We start from the raw sequence: 22,412 nt of genomic DNA, 5'->3' as shown, positions 1-22,412 counted from the left end.
AGTTGGCGGGCGGGCCCGGACAACTCAACCGCACTGCTTGCTCCACTTATGAGCCGGGGTCCAGTTCGGCCCATACGGTCTTGCCCACGGACTCGTGGGGTTGCGTACCCCAGCGGTCGGCGAACGCGGCGACCAGATGCAGACCGCGCCCCGTTTCGCTGTCCGGACCCGGGACCGGTCCCAGCGTGGGCAACTTCTCACCGCGTGTGTCGGCGACTTCGATGCGGAGCGTCCCCGTTGCCTCGTGGTGCGTGAGGGTGAGCCGGAAGTCGCGGCCCTGGACGCGCCCGTGCGATGCCGCGTTCGCGGCCAGCTCGGCGACGACCCCTTCGGCGCGTCCCGCGAGGCTCGGCGACACCGGCCAGGTACGGAGCTGTTCCACGGCGAACAGTCGCGCGAGCCGGGCCCCGCGCCGGGTGGAGGACAGGCGCTGGGTGAAGAGTCGTGGGGTGGGAGGGAGTTGGGGCGTGCTGACGTTCATGGGGTCACGGTGGCGGCTGTGCGATGGCCCTCGCTAGCGGCGCGCTGCGTACGCTGCGTCAGCGTACATGCGCGTTCGGTGGACGGTACGCCGGTGGTGCCGTCACGCTGGGTGAGTCGAGCGCGGGGGCCTCGTACATACGCATATGGAGGTGGCCGCGGCCATGACAGCTGACAACGCCCTTGGGGTGACCGGAGACGGTGACGGGGAGCGGGAACCCGATCCCTCGGACAGTCTGCGGACCTTCGGGGCTGTCGTCCAGGCTCTGCGTGAGCACGCGGGCCTGAGCCGGGTGGAGTTCGGGGAGTTGGTCCGGTTCTCGAAACACACGGTGGCCTCGGTGGAGCTGGGGCGTCGGATGCCGGACGAGTCGTTCGTGGAGCGGGCGGAGGAGGTGTTGGGGAACACGGGTGCGTTACGGAAGGCGGCGGCGTTTCTGACGCGGGGCCAGCCGGGGCTTGCCGTGTGGTTCCGGCAGTGGGCTCGGCTGGAGAAGGTGGCGGTGAGCCTGTGCACGTACGAGTGCAGGTTGGTGCCGGGGTTGTTGCAGTCGGAGGGGTACGCGCGGGCGGTGTTCGACAACAGCATCCCGCTCCTGACGGAAACGCAGTTGGAGGAGCAGGTGACGGCTCGGCTGGAGCGGCAGAAGATGCTGTACGAGCGGCCGAGTGTCCCGTTCAGCTTCATCGTGGAGGAGGCAGTCTTTCGGAAGCGGCTCGGCGGTGCGGAGGTGTTACGGGGGCTCTTCGACCACGTGCTGGAGCTCAGCGCTCGGCGCAATGTGATCCTTCAAGTCATGCCGGTGGACGCGGAGTTCCATGCTTGCCTCGACGGCCCGGTTCAGCTGTTGGAAAACTCAGAGGGACGGCGGCTCGCGTACTCCGAAGGGCAGCAGAACGGACGGTTGATCACTGGCCCGAAAGAGGTGAGCCTCCTGCATCAGCGCTATGACACACTGCGGTCGCAGGCCCTCAACCCCAAAGACTCCCGGGGCCTACTGGAGCGACTGCGAGGAGCGCTATGAGCAGGTCCGAACTCGCCTGGTTCAAGTCCAGCTACAGCGGTACCCAGGGCGACAGCTGCGTGGAGGTCGCCGTCACGGAACAGGCCGTCCACGTACGCGACTCCAAGGACGTGAGTCGCCCCGACTTCGCCGTCGGGCGCGAGGGCTGGGGCCGCTTCGTGCGGTACGTGGCTGGCGAGTAGCGAGGAGCGCTATGAGCAGGTCCGAACTCGCCTGGTTCAAGTCCAGCTACAGCGGTACCCAGGGCGACGACTGTGTGGAGGTCGCCGTCACCGAACAGGCCATCCACGTGCGCGACTCGAAGGATGTGAGCCGCCCAGCCCTCGCGGTCGGGCGCGAAAGCTGGCGCCGGTTCGTGCGATACGCCGCACGCGGCTGAGGCCGCCCCTCCACCGGCGGCGAGGGGGCCGGGCAGAAGCCCGGCCCCTCTCTCTGCCTCAGCTACTTACATCCGTGCGCCTTGGCCGCCGTGGGCAGATACGAGCGCAGGAAGCGCTCGAGAGCCTTTCGGCGTTCGGACACGTCCTTCGGGGTGGGGGAGTCGAGATAGACCTCCAGTGCCAGGGTCGTGTCCTTCCCCTCGGGCGGACAGGATGTGGCCACAAGCGCCCCCCTGTCCGCGAGTCGGGCATCGTCTCCGATGTCCACCTTCTTCGGGTTGCCGTACCGGATCAGGGCGTCCTTCTTGACCTTCAAGGGGTCATAGCCGTCGGTGACGGAGTCCCGTTTGATGGTGAGCGCATACACGTAGCCGCTCTTCCCGTGGGGCACCACGGTGACAATGCACTCCTGGCCGATGTCCGAGGTGATGGTCTGCGTTTTCATCTTCTCGCCAGCAGGTAGCAGCGGAGCGAGCAGATCGGAGTCGACCATTGTGCCGCAGAGCTTCTTGGGTACCGCGTAGTCGCGGGACTCCCCGCCGCCACAGGCGACGGCGCCCACCAGAAGCGTGCCGACGAGCACAAGGATGGAGCTGCGTTTCAACGGGGTGCCCCCTGGATCAGTGCGCGGGCTGGCGGCCAGGGAGGCCACGGGCCGTCGCGTTGCCGCTCAGCGCCGACCTGTCGATGTCCTCGCGGGCGGTGTATTCGTCGAACGGGTGGTCGGGGTACTGCTTGTTCCAGAGCTCTGCGAGCTCCCTCAGCTGGTGGGACCGTCCTTCGAACGCCTCGCCGTTCTGCTGACGGTTCACCTCGCCGATCCGTGCCTCCTCGTCCAAGCGCCAGTCGTACGAGACCAGGTACAGTCCGCGGTCCACAGCACCGGCGAGATGTCCCTCCGGGATGAAGCTGGCCACTGTTCCGGCGCCATGGTAGGCCCAGGTCTGCTTCCATGCGGCGTCCTGTTTGTCCGCCGCCACCTTGTCCGCCAGCGCCTGGTACCGCGCCTCTTCCAGGAAGCCCACCGTGTGCCCGGCGCGCTGGAGGGTCTGCTTGGGGTCCTCGGGCCTGTCGTGGCGGATGTCGTGGACCATCTCGCGGTGGATGCCGTCGTTGAGGAGGCCGTACGCATCCTGGTCACGGGACACCTGCTTGCTGACCTCCAGCAACTGCTTGCGGTCCAGCTGCCGGGGATCTCCGGGGTCATCGTCCTTGGCGGAAGCGGTCTGGTGGAACTCGTCCCCGTGATTGACCAGGATCTTGGCCATGTCGTCGCGCATCTCCGGAGGGAAGTCGTCCTTCTTGGCGGAGAGGTAGTCGAGCGACCTGTCCAGGATCTGCCGGTGCTCCGGGATGTGCGGGGGCGCCTTCGCCGAGGGGTCGCCCGGGTCGATTCCGGTGGCCGCGGCGGTGAGCGCGGCACCGGTGGACTCCCAGTACGGCCGGGGGGTCTTCTGCTCGTGCACCACGCCGTAGCCGCCGTCCGGAACCGAGTCGTCGAGCACCGGCCGGTCCTTGAGCACCCACTTCAGGTTGTCCTCCGGCTCGTGAGAGCTGAAGAAGTCGGTGGAGGCGTCGGGGGTCCTGGACAGCGCCTTCATGAACCCGGTCATCGGGTCCGTGCCGGCGTCCTTGTCGTCACCGAAATGCAGTGGGTCGGACTGGTCCAGGGCGTCCTGCTTGTCCCAGGGCAGCACGTTGTGGCGCGTGGGGTTGCCGATGCCCCCCAACTCGTCATCCCCCGTGTGCTTCTTCTCGTAGGCCACGAGGTGATTGCCGTAGTTGGTCAGGAAGTCCTTGTCGTAGGTGCCGTTCCGCATCAGATTGCTCATCAGCTGGAACCCGTATCCACGCTTCTTGCCGTCGCCGTCGGCGAATTGTTGGCCGCCGAGCGCGACCATCTGGTCCTTCCACTGGTGGATGGACTCGCCGTCCTGCCGCGAGGCCAGACCCAGGGTGGTGCCAAGGCGCTGCTCCATGGTGCTGAGCAGCTTCATCCGGGCGTCCGCCTCGTCCTTGTGGGAGGGGGTGCCGTAGCCGTCCGGGTACACGGCGTCGATGTTGGTGGCTCCCGACCAGAACTTCAGCATGCCCTTGGCGCCGAGTTCCCCCGCCACCCGCTCGGCGAAGACCGGGTCCCCCTGGTTCGCCTTCAACAGGTCGTTGAGCTGGGTGAGTTGCTTGTTGCTGAGCTTGGTGGGGTCCGTCTCGGCCAGCTTGACGAACGTGTTGGAGTCCTTGATGACCTTCTTCGCCTCGGCGAGGCTCTTGAAGCCCGTGGAGCCGAAGTCGTACTTGTCCTTGGCGTGGAAGCGGAGCGCCGCGGCCACCGTGCTGTCGGTCTCGGCCGCCTCGCTCAGCAGGGTCTTGATCTCGGTCGCGATGGCGTCGATCTCGTCCTGGGTCGGTGGTTTCACGAGGCAGTCACGGGCCTTGACCGTGCCCTGGGCGGTGACATGGATGTCCTGCTTGGCCGCCCGCTCGACGATCTCCTTGAGCTTCTTCTTGTGGCTGGTGAACTTCGTGTGGGCGCCTTCGAGCACCGTGTGCACACTGCGCGCCTCGGTGAGGATGTCCTGGAACTGGTCCGCCGTCTTGGTGGTGAACGCCTTGGTCACCGTGGCGTTGACACCCTTCCAGCTGGCCCCCTTGGCCTTCTTCTCCAGGTCGGCCGCGCTCAGGTCCCCGTCGCCGCCGTTGGCGAGCTTGTCGAGCTTGTCCACCATCTTCTGCCAGTCGGTCACGGCCTTCTGGAGGGTGCCGAGTCGTAGATCGTGGAGTTCCTGGTACGTCAGCCCCATGCTGCCGTTCCCCCGTTCTCTTCGCTGGACCGTATTTCCGTGCTAGCGAGTCATCATGGTCACTTGATGTATTCGTATATGCGCGAAACGGTCATGCGCTTGCCGTCGAGAGTCTCCATCTCCGTGATGATCTTGTCCTCGTCCTTGCGGTGCGCGGAGCGCGTGTAGTCGAGGTGGTTGGAGATGAGCGCACACGCTTCCTTGAGCGTCTGCAACTTCGTATTCCAGGCGTCGTGCAGCTCGGTGAGTGCGGAACCCGCGTCCAGGCCGTCATTGAACAGCTCGATGGACGCGTTGAAGGTGTTCTGCCGGGCGTGATCCCCGTACGTGGACAGACGTTCACGCAGATCCCGGCCCATATCGCCGATTTTGCCCAACTCGTCGTCGTGGACGACGAGGTCACCGTCCGGACTGCCCTTGCCGTGCCGGCCGCCCGTTCCCTTTGTCTGATTCAGCTGCATGTGTACGGGCTCGTCAGCGGCCCGGGTCTTCTGCTGATTCCACTCCTGCTCAAAGGACATGCCGTGTCGCCCCCTGTCTTGGTGAAGCCTCCGTGAAGCTACGGCTGCATTGAGTAAAAAATCTTACCAAGGGGCTCGGTAAATGGCTGTAACAGCGATGCAATGAACAGGAGTTGGCGAGGCATCCGGGGGACTATTTCCGAAATAGCTGACTCGCTGGACCCGACCGCCTACGCGGTGTTGTCCCACGGATGGCGACGCTCGATCGCGGGCCCATCCGCACCGTGCGGGACGGCAGTGTCATGCGAACCACCGCTGCGGGCGGGGCGCGGTGTTGCGCCAGATGTGCTTGGCCTCCTGGTACTCGGCCAGCCCCGCCGGGCCCAGCTCGCGCCCGATCCCGGACTGCTTCATCCCGCCCCATTCGGCCTGCGGGACATACGGATGGAAGTCGTTGATCCAGACGGTGCCGGCGCGCAGCCGGGAGGCCACCCGGTGCGCCTTCTCCGCGTCCTGTGTCCACACCGCCCCGGCCAGGCCGTACACCGTGTCATTGGCCAGCGCCACGGCCTCGTCCTCGTCGCGGAACCGCTCCACGGTGAGCACCGGGCCGAAGGACTCCTCCTGGACCACGGACATGTCCGGGGTGCAGTCGTCCAGCACCGTCGGCAGATAGAAGTAGCCGCGCTCCAGCGCCGGATCGTCCGGCGTTGTCCCGCCGCAGCGCAGCACCGCCCCCTCATCGATTCCGGACGCCACATAGGCCGCCACCTTCTCCCGGTGCGCCGCGGAGATCAGCGGGCCGCTGCGGGCGTCCTCGTCGAACGGGCCGCCCAGCCGGATCTGCCGGGCCCGGTGCGCGATCTCGTCGATGAACGCGTCGTGCAGCTGCTCCTGGACCAGCAGCCGGGCCCCGGCCGAACAGACCTGTCCGGCGTGCAGGAACACGGCCATCAGGGCGTAGTCCACGGCCGTGTCGAAGTCGCAGTCGGTGAAGACGATATTGGGGTTCTTGCCGCCCAGCTCCAGCGCGATCTTCTTCACCGTGGGCGCGGCGGCCGCCATGATCCAGCGGCCGGTGACCACTCCGCCGGTGAACGACACCAGGTCCACCCGCTCGTCCGTGGCCAGTGGCGCGCCCACGGTCGATCCGGCGCCCAGCACCAGATTGGCCGTGCCCGGCGGCACTCCAGCCTCGGCCAGCAGCCGCATCAGCCCGATGGCGCTGTGCGGGGTCAGCTCGCTGGGCTTGAGGACGAAGGTGTCCCCGGCGGCGAGCGCGGGGGCGACCTTCCAGGCGGTCTGGAGCAGCGGATAGTTCCATGGCGTGATCAGGGCGCAGACCCCCACCGGCTCATGCACCACCGTGCTGTCCACTTCCGGGCTGCCCACGTCGATGACCCGGCCCGGACCCGTGGAGGCGACCAGATTGCCGAAGTAGCGGAAGCAGTTCGCGATGTCGTCGAGGTCGTACTCGCTCTCCACCAGCCGTTTCCCGGTGTCCAGGGACTCGGCGCGGGCGATGTCGGCCTTGTCCCGCTCCAGCAGCTCCGCGATGCGCAGCAGCAGCCTGCCGCGCTCGGCGGCCGGGGTGCCGGGCCAGGGGCCGCGGTCGAAGGCGTCACGGGCGGCCGCGATGGCCGCGGCCGTGTCCTTCGGCCCGGCCTCGTCGACCGTGGCCACCAGGGTTCCGTCCGCGGGGCAGCGGATGTCGCGGGTGTGTCCGTCGAGGGCGGCTGTCCAGCGGCCGCCGATGAAAAGCTCCGGCATGGATCGCCTCCGGGCTCGGACGACAGTGGCCGACCCCCGTGGTGACACCTCGCTCGGTGATCCTTCGCCGTCCCTCGGTCCCTTGGTGCGTGATCCTCCGCCGTTCCTCGGTCCCTCGGTTCCTCGGTGCGCGAGGCCGGTCCACACACCGAGCGTAAGTGGCGCCGGTCCGCCTCGCACGGCGTAACCGGAAGGCCGCTGATCGGCGGGGTTGCGCGGTGTCGGCGGGGGCGTGACGCGGGCCGGTGGGCGGGTCCGGGGGCCTCGGACAGACACTCCTACGGGCGGTACATCTTCACCGTGCACAATCCTCGTCATGGTCCACGAGCCCGAAGCCCCCCGTGCCCTCGCCGATGAGCTGCTCACCGCCCTCGACCCGTTGCCGCATCCGCGCCGGATGCACGAACTGGCCGTACGGACCAGGGCGGCGACCGCGCGCGGTGAACTCGGCGCGCTGATCGATGAGTTGGAACGGCGCGGGGTGTACGAGCGGCGGCTCGCCGCCGCGGCCGCGGCGGTCGGCGGACGGACCGGCCACCTTCAGGGGCGGCTCCTGGACCCGGACCCCGTGGTGCGCCACCACGCCCTCGCGGCGGCCCGTGACGGGGGCGGGATCGACGACGAGGCCCTGGCGGCGGCGTTCCAGGACGCGCCCGCCGCCGTACGGCGGGAGCTGGCGCGTACCGTCGTCGCCGGGCGGCGCACCGCGCTGGCCGAACGGCTCATCGACCCGGTGCGGGAGCGGTGGGGCGACGCCGAGGCGGCCCGGCTGCTGCCCGGCTGCGGAGCGGACACCCTCGCCCGGCTGCTGCCCGCCCTCTTCCACGCCGTCGGCAGCTGGCGCCCGCTCGTCCCGCGCCACCCCCTCGCCTTTCTCGACGAGGCCGAACGGCAGCTCACCGCGCTGCCGCAGGCCCTGCGCGACGCGTGGTGGGCGCGGTACGCACACGCTGTCGCGCTCGCCGTGCCCGTCGCGCCGCACCGGGTGCTGGACCTGCTGGAGGACGTGTGCCACGGGGCGCTGCCGCTCCCGGTGCGGCACCGGCTGTCCGCGCTGGTGGCCGCCGACCCCACGCGTACGCTGCGGCTGCTGCTCACCCCGGCCCAGGCGCCCCTGTTGCACGGCCGCGGTCTGGAACGGGCGGTGCTGCGCCGCCTCGTACGCGCCGACCCGCCCGAACTCCCCGAACTGGCCCGCGCCCTGCGGCACGACGCGTGCGCGCTGGCGCGGCTGCTGGCCATGCTGCCGCCCGGCCGCCGCGCCGATGTGTTCGCCCGCGCCACGGCGGGACGCGACCCCGACCACGCCGCCGTCGACCCCGCTGTCCTCGAGGTCCTGCCGCGCGCCGTCCGTCAGGACGAGGCGCGCCGGATGGCGGCGCGGGCGCGCGAGCGCGGGGCCCCCTGGACGGCGGTGCTGGAGGCCGTGGCGTATCTGCCGGTCGACGAGGCGCGCGAGGAACTGCTGAGCGCGACCCGCCGATCCCCGGCGGAGGACCGTGCCCTCGCCCATCCGCTGCTGATCCGCAACGCCGCCCACTCCGGCGACCCCGGTGCCGTCACCTCCCTGCTGGCCCTTCTGGAGGGGCTGCGCAACGAGCAGGACCCGGTACGTTGCGCCGCGCTCGGCGCGCTCGCCACCGTTCCCCCGGCCCTGTTCACCGACGACGCAGCGGACCATCTGGACCGGGTCGCGGGCGACGCGATCCAGGCCCGGGACTCCTCCCCGGCCACCCGGCGGGCGCTGCGCGGCCTCGCCGTCGCGCTGCTGCGGGAACACGCCGTCACCGGACAGCGGGAGCTGCTGGGCTGGGCGTTGCGCACCGTGACCCGGCTCGCCGGGCGGGTCGGCGCCGCCGACCTCGGCAGACTCGACCACACCCTGCGGCGCGGTCAGGAACACACCGTCTTCGAGGCGCTGCGGCCCTGGCTGGAGGCGGGTGCCGACCGGGTCGACCACGAGCTGACGTTCGCCCTCGTCCGTTCGCTCGGACGACGCGCCCACGCCATGCCCGAGCTCCAGGAACTGCTGCGCCAAGCCATCCAGTTCGGCAGTGACACCACCGCGCGTACCGCCGTCGGACTGTGGCTCGAACCGCCCGGTGAGCGCGACGCGCGGGTCGCGGAGATCCTCGCGCAGGACCCTTCGGCGGCCGTACTGCCGCCCGTAATGGCCGTGTTGACCCGCCGACGCACCGATCTGCTCGATCTCGTCCTGGCCGACACACCGCCGTACGGCCGGTTTCTGGCCCCCGGTACTGCCTGGACCCCGCCCACCACCCATGACGCCCTGCGCTGGGTGCCCCGCCAGCAGGCCGCCGCCGCCCGCCTGTTGGAGCGGACGGCCGCCGACACCTCGCGCCCGGCCCATGAGCGCACCTCGGCCATCGCCCGCGCCGCGTTGATCCCCGGCACCGGCGCCGCCGCCGTACGGACCTGGACCCGTGACGGTGACGTGGTGCTCGCCGAGGCCGCGCTCGCCGCCCTCGCCCACACCGACCGGCCCGGCGACGCCCTGCCGGCGTTGCTCGCCCACGCGGGCGACGACCGGGCGCGGGTGGCGGTGTACGCGGCCACCCGGGCGGCCCGTTACGCCGACCCCGCACGGCTGGAGGCCCCGATCCGCGGTGTTCTCGCGCCGGACGGCGTGGCGACCGCCGTGCCGTCCGTGCCCGCGAAGGTCACCAGCCGCAAGGCGGCCGCCCGGCTCGCCGCCACCCTGCTGCCCGTGCCCGACGCCGCCACCCTCCTCGCCGACGCCTGCGCGGTGCCCGGCCAGCACCATGACGTCCAGGCCGCCTGTGTGGCCTTCGCGGCCCGGCTGCTCGACGCCAAGGGCGCCTGGGAGATACTCACCGCCGCCGCGAACGGGCGGCGCGAACTGCGCCACGCCGTACTGCGCGTCCACCCGCTGGACCTGCCCGAACCCCACCGGGCGCGCTATGCCCAGCTCATCCGGGTCGTCTGCGACACCGAAGACCCCGAGGTGGCCGCGGCGGGCCACGCCGCGCTCGCCCTCTGGTCGCCCTGGGCACCGGACGTGGCGGCCGTCCTCGTCGCCGCCGTCACCGATCTGGACAACCGGGCGGGCTGGACCTCCGCCGCCGACGCGCTGCTGACCCTGGTGGCCACCGCCCCCGACGGCACGCCCGAGGACAACCCCCTCGCATGGGCGCTCGCCGCCCTCGCCACCGCCGACGCCAGGCCCGGCACACCCGACGCCGCGCCCGGCCGGGACCGGCCGGCGCGCCGCCGGATCCGCCATATCGCCACGCGGCTCGCCGGGCGGGCACCTGGCGGCACCGCGAGCCGCCCGATGCGCCGCGCCGCCACCGCCGCGGCCGAACTCCTCGCCGGATACGAGACGTTCATCCCCGACGCCGCCCATGTCCTGATCCATGTCCTGGACCTGGACTCCCGGCCCGCCCCGCTGACCGCCGCACTCGCCCGCCTCAGCCGACTGCACTCCGCCCGTCCCGCGCTCGCCGCCCGCACCACCGACGTACTGCGGAAGCGACTGAACGCGGGGACGCGGCCCGGGTCCGACGAGGCGCTGCTGCGCGCGGCGCGGGAGCTGAACGAGGACGGCGGACACGCCGCCGGGCTGTTCGCCACCACCCTCACCGAAGCGGGCGGCGGCCGCACCGACTGGCCGGAGTCATGGCGTGAGCAACTGCGCGCGCTGCGCGGGCATGCGCACCCGGACGTACGGGACGCGGCGCTGCTGCTGACCACGGCGGAGGAGTAGCCGCGGTCGGGCCGGGAAAGCGCTGGGTCCGGGTGGCGCCGGCCGGGGGCGGTCAGCCGTTCTTGCGCCAGGCGCCCTCGCCGTAGTCATAGCCGTACTCGGGACGGCCCTTGGCCCCGCTGGTGCGGAACGGCACGCCCCGGTCGTCGATCCGCACCGTCCCCTCGCGCCCGCCGCTCGACCAGTCCAGCTCCAGATACCAGCGGCAATCGCAGCCGGAGGTACGGGCGTTGATCCGTAACACCTCCGGATCCGTGGCCGACACGCGGTACGGGAAGCGGACGGCGGGGAGCGGTGTGCCCGAGTCATTGCCGTCGGTGGGGCGGGCCAGCGGGCGGGAGGCGTCCAGGTCGACCGAGAACGCGCGCGGGGTGAGGGAGCCGCCGCAGCCGTTGTCCATCGCGAACGACGACCACCGCAGGGGATCGCGCCGTCCCACGACCCGTACGTGCAGCGCCTGGAGGACCACCGCGGACGACGCCCGGCCCTGCACCGTGACCTCCACATTGGTGGTCCCGCCGTGCACGGCGCCGTGGGCCGAGGCCCAGCCGGGCGCGTCCTGCTCGGTGGGCGGTGGGGCGACGTCGGTGGGCGGCCGGTCGATGAGATAGCGGTGATCGCAGCCGTTCTCCCAGATGTGGGAACGGGTGCTGAGGGTGAGCGGGGCGCGGGAGCCGCCGTTGCCGGGCGCGTCGCCCGGCCGGTCGGACGACGCGCCCGGGGAGGGCGAGGCGGATGCGTCGTGGTCCCGCTTGCCGGCACGGGGCGACGCGCCGGAACGGTGCTTGCGGTCGTCCGTATCCGCCCGGTCCAGCTGTCCGCGTGCCGTCGGCCCGGCGGGCGCGGCGGACCGCGGGTGGGCGGTGCCGCGGGGCGAAGTCGCGGTGTCCTTCCGCTTGTCGTCGCCGGGCGGCCGTACCTGCACCGCCGTGACGGCGAGCACGACCATGGCGGCGGCCCCCGCCAATAACGCCCACGGCCGCCGTCGCCAGGCCCGGCGCGGCTCGGCACCCTCTCCCGCGGGCACGGCCCGCAGCCGCCCCCGCGCCACGGAGCCGCTCCCTACGGGGGTCCACCGGACCCCGGCCCCGGCCCCGGCCCCGGCCTCCGGCCGCGCGGGCCGTAACGCCCGCGGCACGAACTCGGGGGAGCGGGAGGACGGTTGAGGCGTGGGGGCCACCGGGGCCGAGGGGGCGGCCGGTTGTGTGTCGTCCGCCGTACCGTCAGGGGTGTCCCCTGGGGTGTCTCCAGCGGCGTCCCCTGGGGCGTCTCCCGCGGTACGGCCGGGTCTGCCCGGGGTGCCGCCCCGGGTGGCGGCGCGGTGTCTGGCCGCGTCGGCCAGCATCCAGCGGCGGTGGAGGGCGATCAGCTCCTCCGGTGTGGCTCCGCACATTCGGGCGAAGCGTTCCACCGGCGCGTAGTCCGCCGGGACCGCGTCGCCGTTGCAGTAGCGGTGCAGCGTGGACGTGCTGACGTGCAGCCGCGTGGCCAGCGAGCCGTAGCTGCGGCCCGAGCGTTCCTTCAGGGCCCGCAGGCTCTCCGCGAAGTCCGCGACCTCATTGGCGCTCCCCACGGAACCGTCCCCCTTCTCCCCGTGTCCCCACCCGTTGCGCATCCCGCGGGTGTCCCGCGTACGCGTTCCAGGAAGATGTCATACCCCCAAGTCAGCGTACGTGCAGGCATTCCAGCGTCCCGGATACCTCGCCTTTTCTGGCGCCCGCCCCCGGCGGCCCACACGCTGGGGCCCTGTGAACAGGACCGAAGAGACGGGGAATCACCTGATGCGCATGATCAAGCACATACTCCGCACCGCCGCCGCGGGCGCGCTGGCCGCGGCCGCCGTCGTGGGGGCGGCCGGGGCCGGTCCGGCCCAGGCCGCGGCCCTGGGCACGCCCGCCCACCTCGTGCCGAGGGAACTTCCGCCGCACCCCGGCTCGGACTGGTACGCGAGTGATGTCACCAAGGGGCTGCCGGAGAACATCCTCGGCCGCGGGCGGCGGTCACACGCGCGCAAGGGGGGTGCGCGTGGCCGCCGTCCCGGCGCGGGCTCCGGCGGTTATGGTCGGGACACGTCGCACCGACCGGAACGACACCGACCGGAACGACACCCACCGGACGACACCGACCGGAGGTCCCGTGCCGAACGGCTCGCTCTCCCTCGCCGCCGCGCTCCATCTGCTCGCCTTCGACCCCGGGACCGGCAAGCCCGTCGGTGCCCACACCGCGCTGCTCGTCCGAGCCGGAGCCCTCACCGAGCTGGCCCAGCGCGGACTGCTGACCGACTCCGACGGCAGGCCGTGCCCGGTGGCCGACGCCGTGACCGGGGACAGCGCGCTCGACGGGCTGCTGGAGCTGATCGGGGAGTCCCGGCCGCGTACCTGGGCGACCTGGGTGGAGTATCAGCCGCGGCTGACCGAGCACGCCGTGCGCGACCAGCTGGTGGCGCACGGCTATCTGGGCGTGGAGGTGCGGCGCGTGCTGGGGCTGTTCCCGCTGAAGCAGTACCGGCTGGAACGGACCGACCTGGTGGCGGGGATGCGCGAGGACGCGCTGCGGGTGCTGCACGGCGACCAGCCGGTGTCCGAGGTGTCCGAGCGGGACGCGGCGCTGGTCTCACTCGCGGCGGCGGGGGAGCTGCGGACCGTGGTGACGCTCAAGGACGCGAAGCTCCACAAGAAGCGCATTACGGAACTGGGGGAACGAAGCGGGGGAATGGGGCCGGTGCTGGAGAAAGTGATCGCACAGGTGCGTACGGCGCTCGCCGCGGCGGTCACCACGGCGATCCTCGTGGCGACCACGTCGTCGAGCGCACCTGACTAGAGCGGCACCTGACTCGAGCGGCGCCTGACTCGAGCGGCGCCTGAGGGGCCTGACGGCCCCCGGCGCGGGAGGTGAGGCGGAGCCGTCGGCTCAGGCGGGGGCGTCGCCCAGCAGGGACGCCAGTCCGTCGTCCAGGTTCAGCGCCCCGCTCTCGCTGCCCTCGGGGACCGCGGTGTAGGAGCGGCTGAGGAACCTGAGCAGGTCGCCGGTGTCGAACTGGACCATGGCCATGCCCTCGGGGGCGTGGAACTCCAGCACCGTGCGCTGCGTACCGCACGGCCACATCTGCACATCGCCGCTCCCCGCGGGGCCGCGCAGCCCCGCTGCGAGCAGCTCGCGCCCGAAGGTCCACTCCACCGAGGACCCGTCGAGGGAGGCCGAGGGCGGGAAGGAGATGCGGACGGCGAACGGGTCGTCGGGCTCGTAGCGCAAAGAGGCCGGAATGGCGCGTGCCTCGGGCGTCGACGCGATGAGATGGGCCTGGACGGCTTGGTCGATGACTGTGGACAACGCCGGCTCCCTCGTGATCGGTGCGGGGTCCTCGCCTCGCTTACGTCGGTTAAGACGTACGGGCAATCACGCCAGTGCACCCATGGTTGCTGTGACGTGTGTCACGAGGGATTTTTCCAGGGGACATAGGGCATTTAGGCTTGCGAAAACCATGCACGGTCTCGGGCGCCGTACGGAGCTGTTACAAAACTCCGCCGCGACGAGGCACCACCCCAGGGGTTGTTCCACCATGCACCAAGGTCCCGCGGCGCTCGACGCGGCCGCCTACACCCGACTCTACGAAGCCGAATATCCGCGTCTTGTCGCATACGCCCGGACCCTCACCGGTAACCCCTGGACCGCGGGTGACCTCGTCGCCGAGGCCCACTACCGGGTGTGGCGGCGAGTGCGGACCGGGCCGCCGCTCGGTGCCGCCGCCGCACCCGCCGAACTCACCGGTGCGGTGCGCGGGCTCTCCGCGGCGGCCGCGGGCTGGGGGCCGCCGCAGCGAGCCTCGTATCTCGAACCGCTGGTGGAGGTCCTGGGCGAACTGCCGCAGCGGTGGGTGACGGCGCTGTGGCTCGCGGAGGTGGACGGGCTGGCGCCGGAGGGTGTCGCCCGGCGCCTGGGCACCCACGCCGCCGGTGCCGCCGCGCTGGTCGAACGGGGGCGGGAGAGCCTGCGCCAGGAGTATCTGCGCGCCCAGCCGGGCGCCCCGGCGAGTGCGGCGTGCGGTGCGCACTGGGAGCGGATGCCCTCGCATGTGCAGGGTGTCGACACCCCGCACCAGGCCGAGCAGATAGCCGTGCACATAGAGGGCTGCCAGGACTGCCGGGCCCGGATGGAGCAGCTGGTGGCGGCCGACGACCGGCTGTCCGCGCTCACCGGACCGGCGCTGCTGGCGCTGCTGGACCGGGGTACGGCGACGTGGCTCGCGCCGCTCGCCGCCGTCGGCGGCGCGGCCGCCGCGGTCGCGGCCACGCGCGCGCTGCCGTTCGGCGGTGCGCACGCGTCCGCCGCGGGCGGCACGCTGGTGTCCACCCGGCGTTCGGTGCGCCATCTGATGCGCGGGCAGGTGCGGCAGGCCGGACCGGTCGCGGCCACCGTGGCCGGAGTCGGTGTGCTGGTCCTCGCGAGTGCGGCGGTGGCGGCCGGGCTGGCGCTGACCGACGGTGATCCGGCGGAGCCGGGACAGCCCGCGGCGGCGTCGGCGCCGTCGCACCCGGGTGGTGCCGGAGTGCCGCCACAGGGGCACAGTCCGTCCGATTCGTCGGAGACATCCGGTACGTCGCCGCGGAAGCCGGACGAGCCGAGGTCGGACACCCCGCGTGAGGCGTCCCGGAACCGGCCGTCCAAGGATGTGCCCGTGGGGCAGTCGCCGTCGGACGTGCCGTCGAGCGCGGTCGCTCCCGCGAAGGAGGCGTCGTCCTCCGCCGGGCCGTCGTCGCCGTTGTCCTCTTCGCCCTCGTCGCGGTCGACATCTCCCGGTTCGTCGCCTTCGTCCCCTGCGGGTGAGCCGTCCGATCCGTCCTCACCCTGGCCGACCGACGACCCGACGGGTGACCAGGCCGACGGTGGTACGGCTCAGCCGTCCCGGCCCGGAGAGCCGAGCGGCACGCCGAGCAAGAAGCCGGCCGCCGGGCCGACCGCCTCGTCCGACCCCAGCTCGAAGGACTGTGTGTCGCTGGTGGTCCAGCTCTGCGTCGACAACAACGGCTGACGCCGCGACGCCGGGGTTACGGCCGCCGCTCCCCGCAGCCGCCGGGCCCCGGCCCCGCTCCGCAGGGCCCGGACGCATCGCAGTACGGGGCGTTGCGGGTGGCCCCGCAGCCGCAGAGCGTCGCGCGGGTTTCCTTGCGGGCGCCGTCCGGGGTCTCGATCAACAGATCCCCGCGGACCAGGATCTGACCCGAGGATGTACGGGCGAGCGCGGTGGGGCGGATGGGCTGCTCCGTCTGGCCGTTGGCCATCCGGTACCGCAGCGCCCCGGAGGTGCAGCGCCGCACCACCTCGGCGACAACATCGGCGGGCGCGCCGTCGGCCTGGATCCACGGCCGCTGCTCGGGGTCGAACACCTGCGGCAGGGCGCGGGCGCACGCACCGGCGTGGAGACAGCGCTCCGCTTCGTAGCTGACGGTGACCATGGCGCCCACGTACGGCTTTCCACGTTCGTTGTCCATGGCGGTCACCTTAGGAAGGCCGAGCCGGTCCCGCGATTCGGAGTTTCTCCCTCTCACCGGCTCACTCGTCCGTGGACGGCGTCCCGCGGATGGGCTAGCTTCCAGCTCCATGAGGGCCATGGGGATCATGAGCATGATGCGACGCGCGGTGGCGGCCGGACTCTGCGGGGCGGCGCTCGCCGCCGTGACGGCCGCGCCCGCGCACGCTCAACCAGTGGACGGCGAGGGCCGGTTGGGGGTGGGGTGGCGACTCACCGAGAGTGGCACCGACGCCCGGTTCCGCGGACTCGCCGCGGTCAGCCGCGGCACGGCGTGGGTCGCGGGCACCAAGGGCACGGTGCTGCGGACGCACGACGGCGGGCGCACGTGGCGCAATGTCTCGCCGCCCGGCGCGGAGGGGCTGGAGTTCCGCGATGTCGAGGCGTTCGACGCCCGGCGCGCGGTGGTGCTGGCGATCGGCGAGGGCGAGGCGTCCCGGGTCTTCCGCACCGATGACGGGGGCGCGACCTGGCGCGAGAGCTTCCGCAACGACGATCCGCGCGCCTTCTACGACTGCATGACCTTCTTCGACTCCCGGCACGGGATCGCGCTGAGCGATCCGGTGGACGGCCGCTACCGGATCCTGTCGACCGGCGACGGCGGCCGCAACTGGCGGGTCCTGCCCGCGGACGGTATGCCGCCCGCGCAGTCGGGCGAGGCCGCGTTCGCGGCGAGCGGGCAGTGCCTGGTCGCCTCCGGTGGGCGGAACGCGTGGTTCGCCACCGGCGGGGCGGCGACCGCCCGGGTGTTCCACACCACCGACCGCGGCCGCAGTTGGACGGTGGCCGACACTCCGGTCCCCGCGGGCGATCCGGCGCGCGGGGTGTTCGCGCTCGCCTTCCGCGACGCGCGGCACGGCCTCGCCGTCGGTGGCGACTACCGGCCCGATCAGCCGTCCCCGCGCGCGGCGGCCGTCACCGGGGACGGCGGATCCCGCTGGACCACGGCGGAGCAGCCGCCGTCCGCCTACCGCTCGGGTGTCACCTGGCTGCCGTACAGCCGCCGGGCGGCCCTGGCCGTCGGCCCCAGCGGTACGGACCTCACCACCGACGCGGGCCGCACCTGGCGCACCGTCGACACCGGCTCGTACGACACCGTCGACTGCGCCCCGGACCTCGGCTGCTGGGCCGCGGGGGAGAAGGGCCGGATCGCCCGGCTGGGCCCAACCGCGCGGTGACGCGGGTGTCCGCCGGACCCCGCCCCCGTACGGGGTCCGGCGGAAGCGCGCGGGTCGCTCAGACGGTCGGCTGCTGCCGGTAGGGCTCCAGCGCCGGGGCCGTCTTGGTGGCGATGAACTCCGTGATCGTGTACTCGCCCACGCCCTCGATCGTGAACGGATCGGTGGTCAGCAGCTCTTCGATCGCCGCGCGGTCGTCGCCGACCGCCAGGATGACCCCGCCCTCGCGTGGCTCCTTGCGTCCGGAGGCGATGAAGACGCCCGCCGCGTACTGCTCGTCCAGCCAGGCGATGTGTGCCGGGAGCAGGGCCTCGACGCGGTCGAGCGGGGCGTTGTAGGTGACGTCCAGAACGAACATGATCGGGATAGTAGCGTGGTGCCCACGATGACCAGCGCCGACGTTCCCCGCTATGACCTGCCTCCCGACTGGCCGACGAGCGAGGCCGAGGCGACCGCCGTTCAAGAACGTCTGCGGGCGTCCGTCGTGACCGCCGGAGAGGTCGCCCCGCCGGGCGCGGGCACGGTGGCCGGGGTGGACGTGGCGTACGACGACGAGCGCGGGGTGGTCGCGGCCGCCGCCGTGGCGCTGGACCCCCGCACCCTGGCGGTCGTCGGGGAGGCGACGGCGGTCGGCCCGGTCACCTTCCCCTATGTGCCCGGACTGCTGGCGTTCCGTGAGATACCGGCCGTCCTGGACGCGCTCGGCGCGCTCGACCGGGCCGGTCACCGCCCGGATCTCGTGGTGTGCGACGGCTACGGACTGGCCCACCCCCGCCGCTTCGGATTGGCCAGCCATCTGGGGGTGCTCACCGGACTCCCGGTCATCGGCGTCGCCAAGAACCCGTTCACCTTCCGCCATGCCGACCCCGGACCGCACCGCGGCGACTGGTCACCGCTGCTGGACGGGGAGGAGGAGGTCGGCCGGGCGCTGCGCACCCGGGACGGGGTGAAGCCGGTGTTCGTCTCGGTCGGCCACCGGGTCGACCTCGACAGCGCCTGCGCCCACACCCTCCATCTCGCCCGCGACTACCGGCAGCCCGAGACCACCCGGCGTGCCGACGCGCTGTGCCGCCGGGCGCTGGCCGAGGTACGGGCCGCTCGGAGCTGACCTAAGACCCACCGGACAGCGCCTAAGGGCCCGGCCGTCACAGGCGCCGGGTCTCGGCCAGGAAGCAGCCGAACTCCACGGCGCGCACATGGACCGTCGCCACCCGCGGATCCCGGTAGAGCTGGTCGAGCCCCTCCTCGATCGTCGGTGTGCCGCCGTCCAGCAGCAGTCCGCCCAGGATGGAGCCGTCGGCGGAGTACGCCCGCAGCACCCGCCGGTCGCCGCGGAGGCCGTCGGGTACGCCGGTGCCCGTCCAGCCGCCGCACGGCTCGCGGTGGACGAAGACCGGACCCGTCTCGTTGTACGGACCCGGATCGGCGCCGGTGTCCAGCGCCCAGCGCAGCAGCGGGGAGTACGCGATGAGCGCGATGGTCTCGTGCGGTCCGCTGCGTCCCAGACAGCAGCGCAGCGGTGAGCCGCCGTTCTCGTCCTCCACCACGACGCGCGGCGGACGGTCCGCGTCGTCCATGGTCCGCAGCCGCCGCAGCGCTTCGGGCGCGATGGGCCGGATCTCGTACCGCGGTGTCTGGTGTTCCAGGGTCTCGGGAGTGCTGTGCTCGTTCATAGGTCTCATGCTCACCGGGGGACACGGCCGGTGCTGGCGGTATTCGGACGCCGCGCTGGAGGGTGGGGAGCCGTGGCCGGGAGGTTACTTGACAGTGGTGTCGGCGCTGAGCGAGATTCAGCCCCGATATAGGACATCCCACCTCCCTATTGCCTGGCTATTCACCTGGATATGGCGGGACGTCAGGTGTTGTATGGGGCATCTCAGCGCTCCAGGCCCTGTCGTCAAAGTAGCGTCGTCCGCCCGGAGGGCGGGCCCCGCGGCGTCTGGTGCGTGCGATCGCAAGGCGGAGGGTCGTCCTCGTAGTGGGCCTACTCGGACGGGCCCGACAACGCAGCGAGCGTGCGTGCCAGGCGTCGTGGGGCAGGCGGGACTTTGACGACAGGGCCTGGGCCGCCCGCGTTCAGAAAGCTGGTTTGTGATGAGTCTTCCGGTTCCGCTCACCGGTGTTGTACCGCCCCTGTGCACCCCGCTCACCCCCGGCGGCGTGATCGACACCCGTTCTCTGGCCGCCCTGGCCGAGCGGCTGATCGGCGCGGGGGTGAGCGGGCTGTTCGCGCTCGGCTCCAGCGGCGAGGCCGCCTATCTGGACGACCGTGCGCGCCGTACCGTCCTGGAGACGGTGATCGGGGCGGCGGACGGCCGGGTGCCGGTGCTCGCCGGGGCGATCGACATGACCACCGCGCGGGTGCTGGACCACGCCCGCACCGCCGCCGGGCTGGGCGCGGACGGCATCGTGGCCACCGCGCCGTTCTACACCCGCACCCATCCGGTGGAGATCGCCGACCACTTCCGGCGGCTGCGCGACGGCGCCGGGCTGCCGCTCTTCGCGTACGACATCCCCGTCTCCGTCCACGCCAAGCTGACGTCCGGGACGGTGCTCCCGCTGGCCGCCGACGGCACTCTCGCCGGGCTCAAGGACAGCAGCGGGGACGACGGCGCGCTGCGCAGGCTGCTGGTGGAGGTCCGCCGCCGCGGTCTCGACGCGGGGTTCTCCGTGCTCACCGGATCCGAACTGGCCGTGGACGGCGCCCTGCTGGCGGGCGCCCACGGGGTGGTCCCGGGGCTGGCCAACGTCGACCCGGACGGCTATGTCCGGCTGTACGCGCACGCCCGCGCCGGGCGCTGGGACCTGGCCGCCGCCGAACAGGACCGGCTGGCCGCGCTGTTCGCCCTCACCGACGCCGGTGATCCGGCGGCGATGGGCGGAAGTTCATCGGCGCTGGGAGGTTTCAAGGCCGCGTTGCATCTGATGGGTGTCATCGACTGCCCCGCGACGGCCGCGCCCCAGGTGCCGCTGGGTGACGAGGCCGTCAAGACCGTCCGTCATGTCCTCGAGCAAGGGGGACTGTTGCCATGACCGCCGCCGCACCTTGGTATCGGGAGGTCTCCCGAGGCCAGTGGAGGTCCCTGGCCGCGGCCTGGATCGGCTATCTTCTCGACGGTTTCGACTTCGTCCTGATCACCCTCGTACTGACCGAGATCGCCGAGGAGTTCGACCTCAGTGCGGCCTCCGCGGCGAGCCTGGTCTCGGGCGCGTTCATCACCCGCTGGCTCGGCGGGGCGCTGCTGGGCGCGATGGGCGATCGCTACGGCCGTAAACCGGCCATGATCGCCAGTATTCTGCTCTACTCGCTGGGCACCTTCGCCTGCGGCTTCGCCTGGAACTACCTCAGCCTCTTCACCGCCCGGCTCTTGATTGGCATGGGCATGGCCGGTGAGTGCAGCGCCAGTGCCACCTATGTGCTGGAGAGCTGGCCGGCCCGGCTACGCAACCGCGCCTCCGGCTTTCTCATTTCCGGCTACGCGGGCGGCACCATCCTCGCCGCCGAGCTCTACAAGTGGGTGGTACCGCACTGGGGCTGGCGCTGGATGTTCTGGATCGGGGTGCTCCCGGTGTTCGTCGCGCTGTGGATGCGGCGCGCGCTCCCCGAGGCCGCCGACTGGCACCAGGAGGTGGGGGCGGGCGAGGGCGTGCGGCCCAACCCCTTCGCGCCGCTGTTCACCGGGCGGTGGCGCGCCTGGGCCAACACCGCCCTGGCGGCGGCCGCGAGCGCGGCGCTGTTCTGTGTCTTCACCCCGGTGGGCGCCGGGTGGCGGTGGCCGCTGTCGCTGCTGGCGACGGGGTGTCTGGTCGCCTTCGCCGCACAGCTCGGCGGGCGGCGCGGATGGCTGTTGCACACGGCGCTGACGGCGACGGTCTTCTGCGCGTTCCTCTACAGCTGGCCCATCCAGGCGCTGCTGCCGACCTATCTGAAGTCGGAGCTGGGCTATGCGCCCGGCGAGGTCACGGATGTGATGTTCTACGCCGGGTTCGGCACCATGGCGGGCTGCTGGCTCGCGGGCTTCGCGGGCGACTGGCTGGGCACCCGGAAGGCGTACGCCTGCACCCTGCTGGCTTCGCTGGCCTTCGTCTTCCCGGTGTTCGCGGTGCGGGACAGCCTCGTCGGCCTCGGCGTGCTGCTGTTCTTCCTGCTCGCCCTGAGTCAGGGGATCTCGGGCATCCTGCCCAGGTACATCGCGGGCCACTTCCCGACCCGGACCCGGGCCGCCTCGCTGGGCTTCGTCTACAACACCGGGGCGCTGGGCGGCGCGGTGGCCCCGGTGCTCGGCGCCGATCTGGCCGAGGGGATGCCGCTGGGACGGGCGCTCGCGGTGCTCACCTTCGGGCTGACGCTGGTGGTGATCGTCCTGGTGGGCGGCGATGTGCCACGGCGTCTGGGGCGGCTGGCCGATCCGTCGGGCGGCGCGGACCATCTGGTGCCCGAGGGGCCGTTGTCGGTGGCGGAGGCTAGCGTGGAGAAGGCCGGTCGGGGGCCGTGGGAGCACGGGCCCCCGGCCGCTTCATGACAGCCGTGGACCGCGCAGCGCAGGAGGAGCCGATGGCCGTATCGAAGGACCCGCTCCGGGTGCGGGGTGCGGTGCGCGCGTTCGCGCTCGGCCTCCCCGGCGCCTGGGAGGACTTCCCCTGGGGCAGCGGCGTGGTCAAGGTCGGCAAGAAGATCTTTGTGTTCCTCGGGCCGGACGACGGCGACCGTACGCCCGGTATCACCGTCAAGCTGCAAAACAAGGCAGCACACGCCCATGCGATGTCCCAGCCCGGCTCCGCCCCGACCGGCTATGGCCTGGGCCGGTCCGGCTGGGTGTCCATACCGCTCGCCGAGGGTGCGCCCGGGGCCGACCTGCTGTGCGACTGGGTCGAGGAGAGCTATCGGACGATCGCCCCCAAGCGGCTGATCGCGGAGCTCGACGTGGGCTGACGGCGCCACCGGACTCATCACTGTCCGACCCTCCGTGGCCCCGCCGGCCAAAGACCGGCGGGGCCACGGTCTTTCGCCGTCCGCCGCCCGGCCCGGGGGCTTGTGGAAT

At 72.0% G+C, this 22,412-nt stretch carries 21 protein-coding genes; 11 read left to right on the top strand and 10 right to left on the bottom strand.

All coding sequences use genetic code 11. The features are described 5' to 3' along the window. Window positions 1-46: 46 nt before the first annotated feature. The gene (locus tag AC4BEG_RS06400) at window positions 47-481 is read right to left on the bottom strand and encodes an ATP-binding protein (protein ID WP_490704930.1); all 435 of its coding nucleotides are present in this window, start codon (window positions 479-481) and stop codon (window positions 47-49) included. A gap of 163 nt (window positions 482-644) precedes the next feature. Here AC4BEG_RS06400 and AC4BEG_RS06395 point away from each other — a divergent pair, with 163 nt between their 5' ends. Genes AC4BEG_RS06395 through AC4BEG_RS06385 form a run of 3 tightly spaced genes read left to right on the top strand, consistent with a single transcriptional unit; the run spans window position 645 to window position 1,884 of the window. Continuing rightward, window positions 645-1,505, top strand: a complete 861-nt coding sequence (locus AC4BEG_RS06395) for a helix-turn-helix domain-containing protein (RefSeq protein WP_490704929.1) — start codon at window positions 645-647, stop codon at window positions 1,503-1,505. Next, on the top strand, window positions 1,502-1,687 hold the full coding sequence (locus tag AC4BEG_RS06390) for a DUF397 domain-containing protein (RefSeq protein WP_490704928.1): 186 nt from the start codon (window positions 1,502-1,504) through the stop codon (window positions 1,685-1,687). Before AC4BEG_RS06395 ends, AC4BEG_RS06390 begins: the two co-directional genes overlap by 4 nt. A gap of 11 nt (window positions 1,688-1,698) precedes the next feature. After that, a complete protein-coding gene (locus tag AC4BEG_RS06385) occupies window positions 1,699-1,884 on the top strand; it encodes a DUF397 domain-containing protein (protein ID WP_490704927.1) in 186 nt (61 codons plus the stop codon). A 62-nt stretch (window positions 1,885-1,946) separates the two neighbouring features. Here AC4BEG_RS06385 and AC4BEG_RS06380 read toward each other — a convergent pair whose 3' ends face one another. The 4 genes from AC4BEG_RS06380 to AC4BEG_RS06365 all read right to left on the bottom strand — a co-directional run bounded on the left by AC4BEG_RS06380 (window position 1,947) and on the right by AC4BEG_RS06365 (window position 6,917). Further along, window positions 1,947-2,489: a hypothetical protein gene (locus AC4BEG_RS06380; RefSeq protein ID WP_490704926.1), complete on the bottom strand. Its 543-nt coding sequence runs from the start codon at window positions 2,487-2,489 to the stop codon at window positions 1,947-1,949. A 16-nt stretch (window positions 2,490-2,505) separates the two neighbouring features. After that, a complete protein-coding gene (locus AC4BEG_RS06375) occupies window positions 2,506-4,686 on the bottom strand; it encodes a hypothetical protein (protein ID WP_490704925.1) in 2,181 nt (726 codons plus the stop codon). A 59-nt stretch (window positions 4,687-4,745) separates the two neighbouring features. Then, a complete protein-coding gene (locus AC4BEG_RS06370; protein ID WP_490704924.1) occupies window positions 4,746-5,207 on the bottom strand; it encodes a hypothetical protein in 462 nt (153 codons plus the stop codon). A 240-nt stretch (window positions 5,208-5,447) separates the two neighbouring features. Then, window positions 5,448-6,917, bottom strand: a complete 1,470-nt coding sequence (locus AC4BEG_RS06365) for an aldehyde dehydrogenase family protein (RefSeq protein WP_490704923.1) — start codon at window positions 6,915-6,917, stop codon at window positions 5,448-5,450. A gap of 316 nt (window positions 6,918-7,233) precedes the next feature. On the opposite strand from AC4BEG_RS06365, the gene AC4BEG_RS06360 reads away from it, so the two are divergent. Further along, complete coding sequence (locus tag AC4BEG_RS06360; protein ID WP_490704922.1) at window positions 7,234-10,665, top strand: hypothetical protein; 3,432 nt, start codon at window positions 7,234-7,236, stop codon at window positions 10,663-10,665. 52 nt (window positions 10,666-10,717) lie between these two features. Here the strand turns inward: AC4BEG_RS06360 and AC4BEG_RS06355 are convergent, their stop codons facing one another. Beyond that, entirely contained in the window at window positions 10,718-12,238 is a 1,521-nt protein-coding gene (locus AC4BEG_RS06355) for a helix-turn-helix domain-containing protein (RefSeq protein WP_490704921.1), read from the bottom strand. Between the two features lie 563 nt (window positions 12,239-12,801). Here AC4BEG_RS06355 and AC4BEG_RS06350 point away from each other — a divergent pair. After that, a complete protein-coding gene (locus AC4BEG_RS06350) occupies window positions 12,802-13,485 on the top strand; it encodes a GOLPH3/VPS74 family protein (RefSeq protein WP_490704920.1) in 684 nt (227 codons plus the stop codon). A gap of 90 nt (window positions 13,486-13,575) precedes the next feature. Here the strand turns inward: AC4BEG_RS06350 and ssgD are convergent, their stop codons facing one another. Continuing rightward, entirely contained in the window at window positions 13,576-13,995 is a 420-nt protein-coding gene (gene ssgD, locus AC4BEG_RS06345) for a spore wall synthesis regulator SsgD (protein ID WP_490704919.1), read from the bottom strand. A gap of 229 nt (window positions 13,996-14,224) precedes the next feature. Here ssgD and AC4BEG_RS06340 point away from each other — a divergent pair, with 229 nt between their 5' ends. Then, window positions 14,225-15,694, top strand: coding sequence for an RNA polymerase sigma factor (locus tag AC4BEG_RS06340; protein WP_490704918.1), 1,470 nt, complete (start codon window positions 14,225-14,227; stop codon window positions 15,692-15,694). Window positions 15,695-15,710: 16 nt separating this feature from the next. Here AC4BEG_RS06340 and AC4BEG_RS06335 read toward each other — a convergent pair whose 3' ends face one another. Beyond that, the gene (locus AC4BEG_RS06335; protein ID WP_490704917.1) at window positions 15,711-16,154 is read right to left on the bottom strand and encodes a (4Fe-4S)-binding protein; all 444 of its coding nucleotides are present in this window, start codon (window positions 16,152-16,154) and stop codon (window positions 15,711-15,713) included. Between the two features lie 127 nt (window positions 16,155-16,281). Between AC4BEG_RS06335 and AC4BEG_RS06330 the strand changes: the two genes are divergently transcribed. Then, the gene (locus AC4BEG_RS06330) at window positions 16,282-17,370 is read left to right on the top strand and encodes a WD40/YVTN/BNR-like repeat-containing protein (RefSeq protein ID WP_490704916.1); all 1,089 of its coding nucleotides are present in this window, start codon (window positions 16,282-16,284) and stop codon (window positions 17,368-17,370) included. A gap of 58 nt (window positions 17,371-17,428) precedes the next feature. Here the strand turns inward: AC4BEG_RS06330 and AC4BEG_RS06325 are convergent, their stop codons facing one another. Further along, window positions 17,429-17,728, bottom strand: coding sequence for a YciI family protein (locus tag AC4BEG_RS06325; protein WP_490704915.1), 300 nt, complete (start codon window positions 17,726-17,728; stop codon window positions 17,429-17,431). A 27-nt stretch (window positions 17,729-17,755) separates the two neighbouring features. On the opposite strand from AC4BEG_RS06325, the gene AC4BEG_RS06320 reads away from it, so the two are divergent. After that, a complete protein-coding gene (locus AC4BEG_RS06320) occupies window positions 17,756-18,478 on the top strand; it encodes an endonuclease V (RefSeq protein ID WP_490704914.1) in 723 nt (240 codons plus the stop codon). A gap of 37 nt (window positions 18,479-18,515) precedes the next feature. On the opposite strand, the gene AC4BEG_RS06315 is transcribed toward AC4BEG_RS06320, so the two are convergent. Continuing rightward, window positions 18,516-19,043, bottom strand: coding sequence for a DUF1203 domain-containing protein (locus tag AC4BEG_RS06315; protein WP_490704913.1), 528 nt, complete (start codon window positions 19,041-19,043; stop codon window positions 18,516-18,518). A gap of 421 nt (window positions 19,044-19,464) precedes the next feature. Between AC4BEG_RS06315 and AC4BEG_RS06310 the strand changes: the two genes are divergently transcribed. From AC4BEG_RS06310 to AC4BEG_RS06300, 3 genes are read left to right on the top strand one after another with little or no spacing between them, the layout of a single operon-like run. Next, window positions 19,465-20,403, top strand: a complete 939-nt coding sequence (locus AC4BEG_RS06310) for a dihydrodipicolinate synthase family protein (RefSeq protein ID WP_490704912.1) — start codon at window positions 19,465-19,467, stop codon at window positions 20,401-20,403. Further along, the gene (locus AC4BEG_RS06305) at window positions 20,400-21,893 is read left to right on the top strand and encodes a sialate:H+ symport family MFS transporter (protein ID WP_490704911.1); all 1,494 of its coding nucleotides are present in this window, start codon (window positions 20,400-20,402) and stop codon (window positions 21,891-21,893) included. The genes AC4BEG_RS06310 and AC4BEG_RS06305 overlap by 4 nt, the downstream gene beginning before the upstream one ends. Before the next feature lie 32 nt (window positions 21,894-21,925). Then, window positions 21,926-22,303 carry an MmcQ/YjbR family DNA-binding protein gene (locus tag AC4BEG_RS06300; RefSeq protein WP_490706997.1) on the top strand — a complete coding sequence of 126 codons (378 nt, stop codon included), beginning with the start codon at window positions 21,926-21,928 and terminating at the stop codon, window positions 22,301-22,303. Window positions 22,304-22,412: the final 109 nt, after the last annotated feature.

Source organism: Streptomyces sp. JLBJ103 (assembly GCF_058215575.1).
This window is presented reverse-complemented; position numbering and strand designations above follow the sequence as displayed.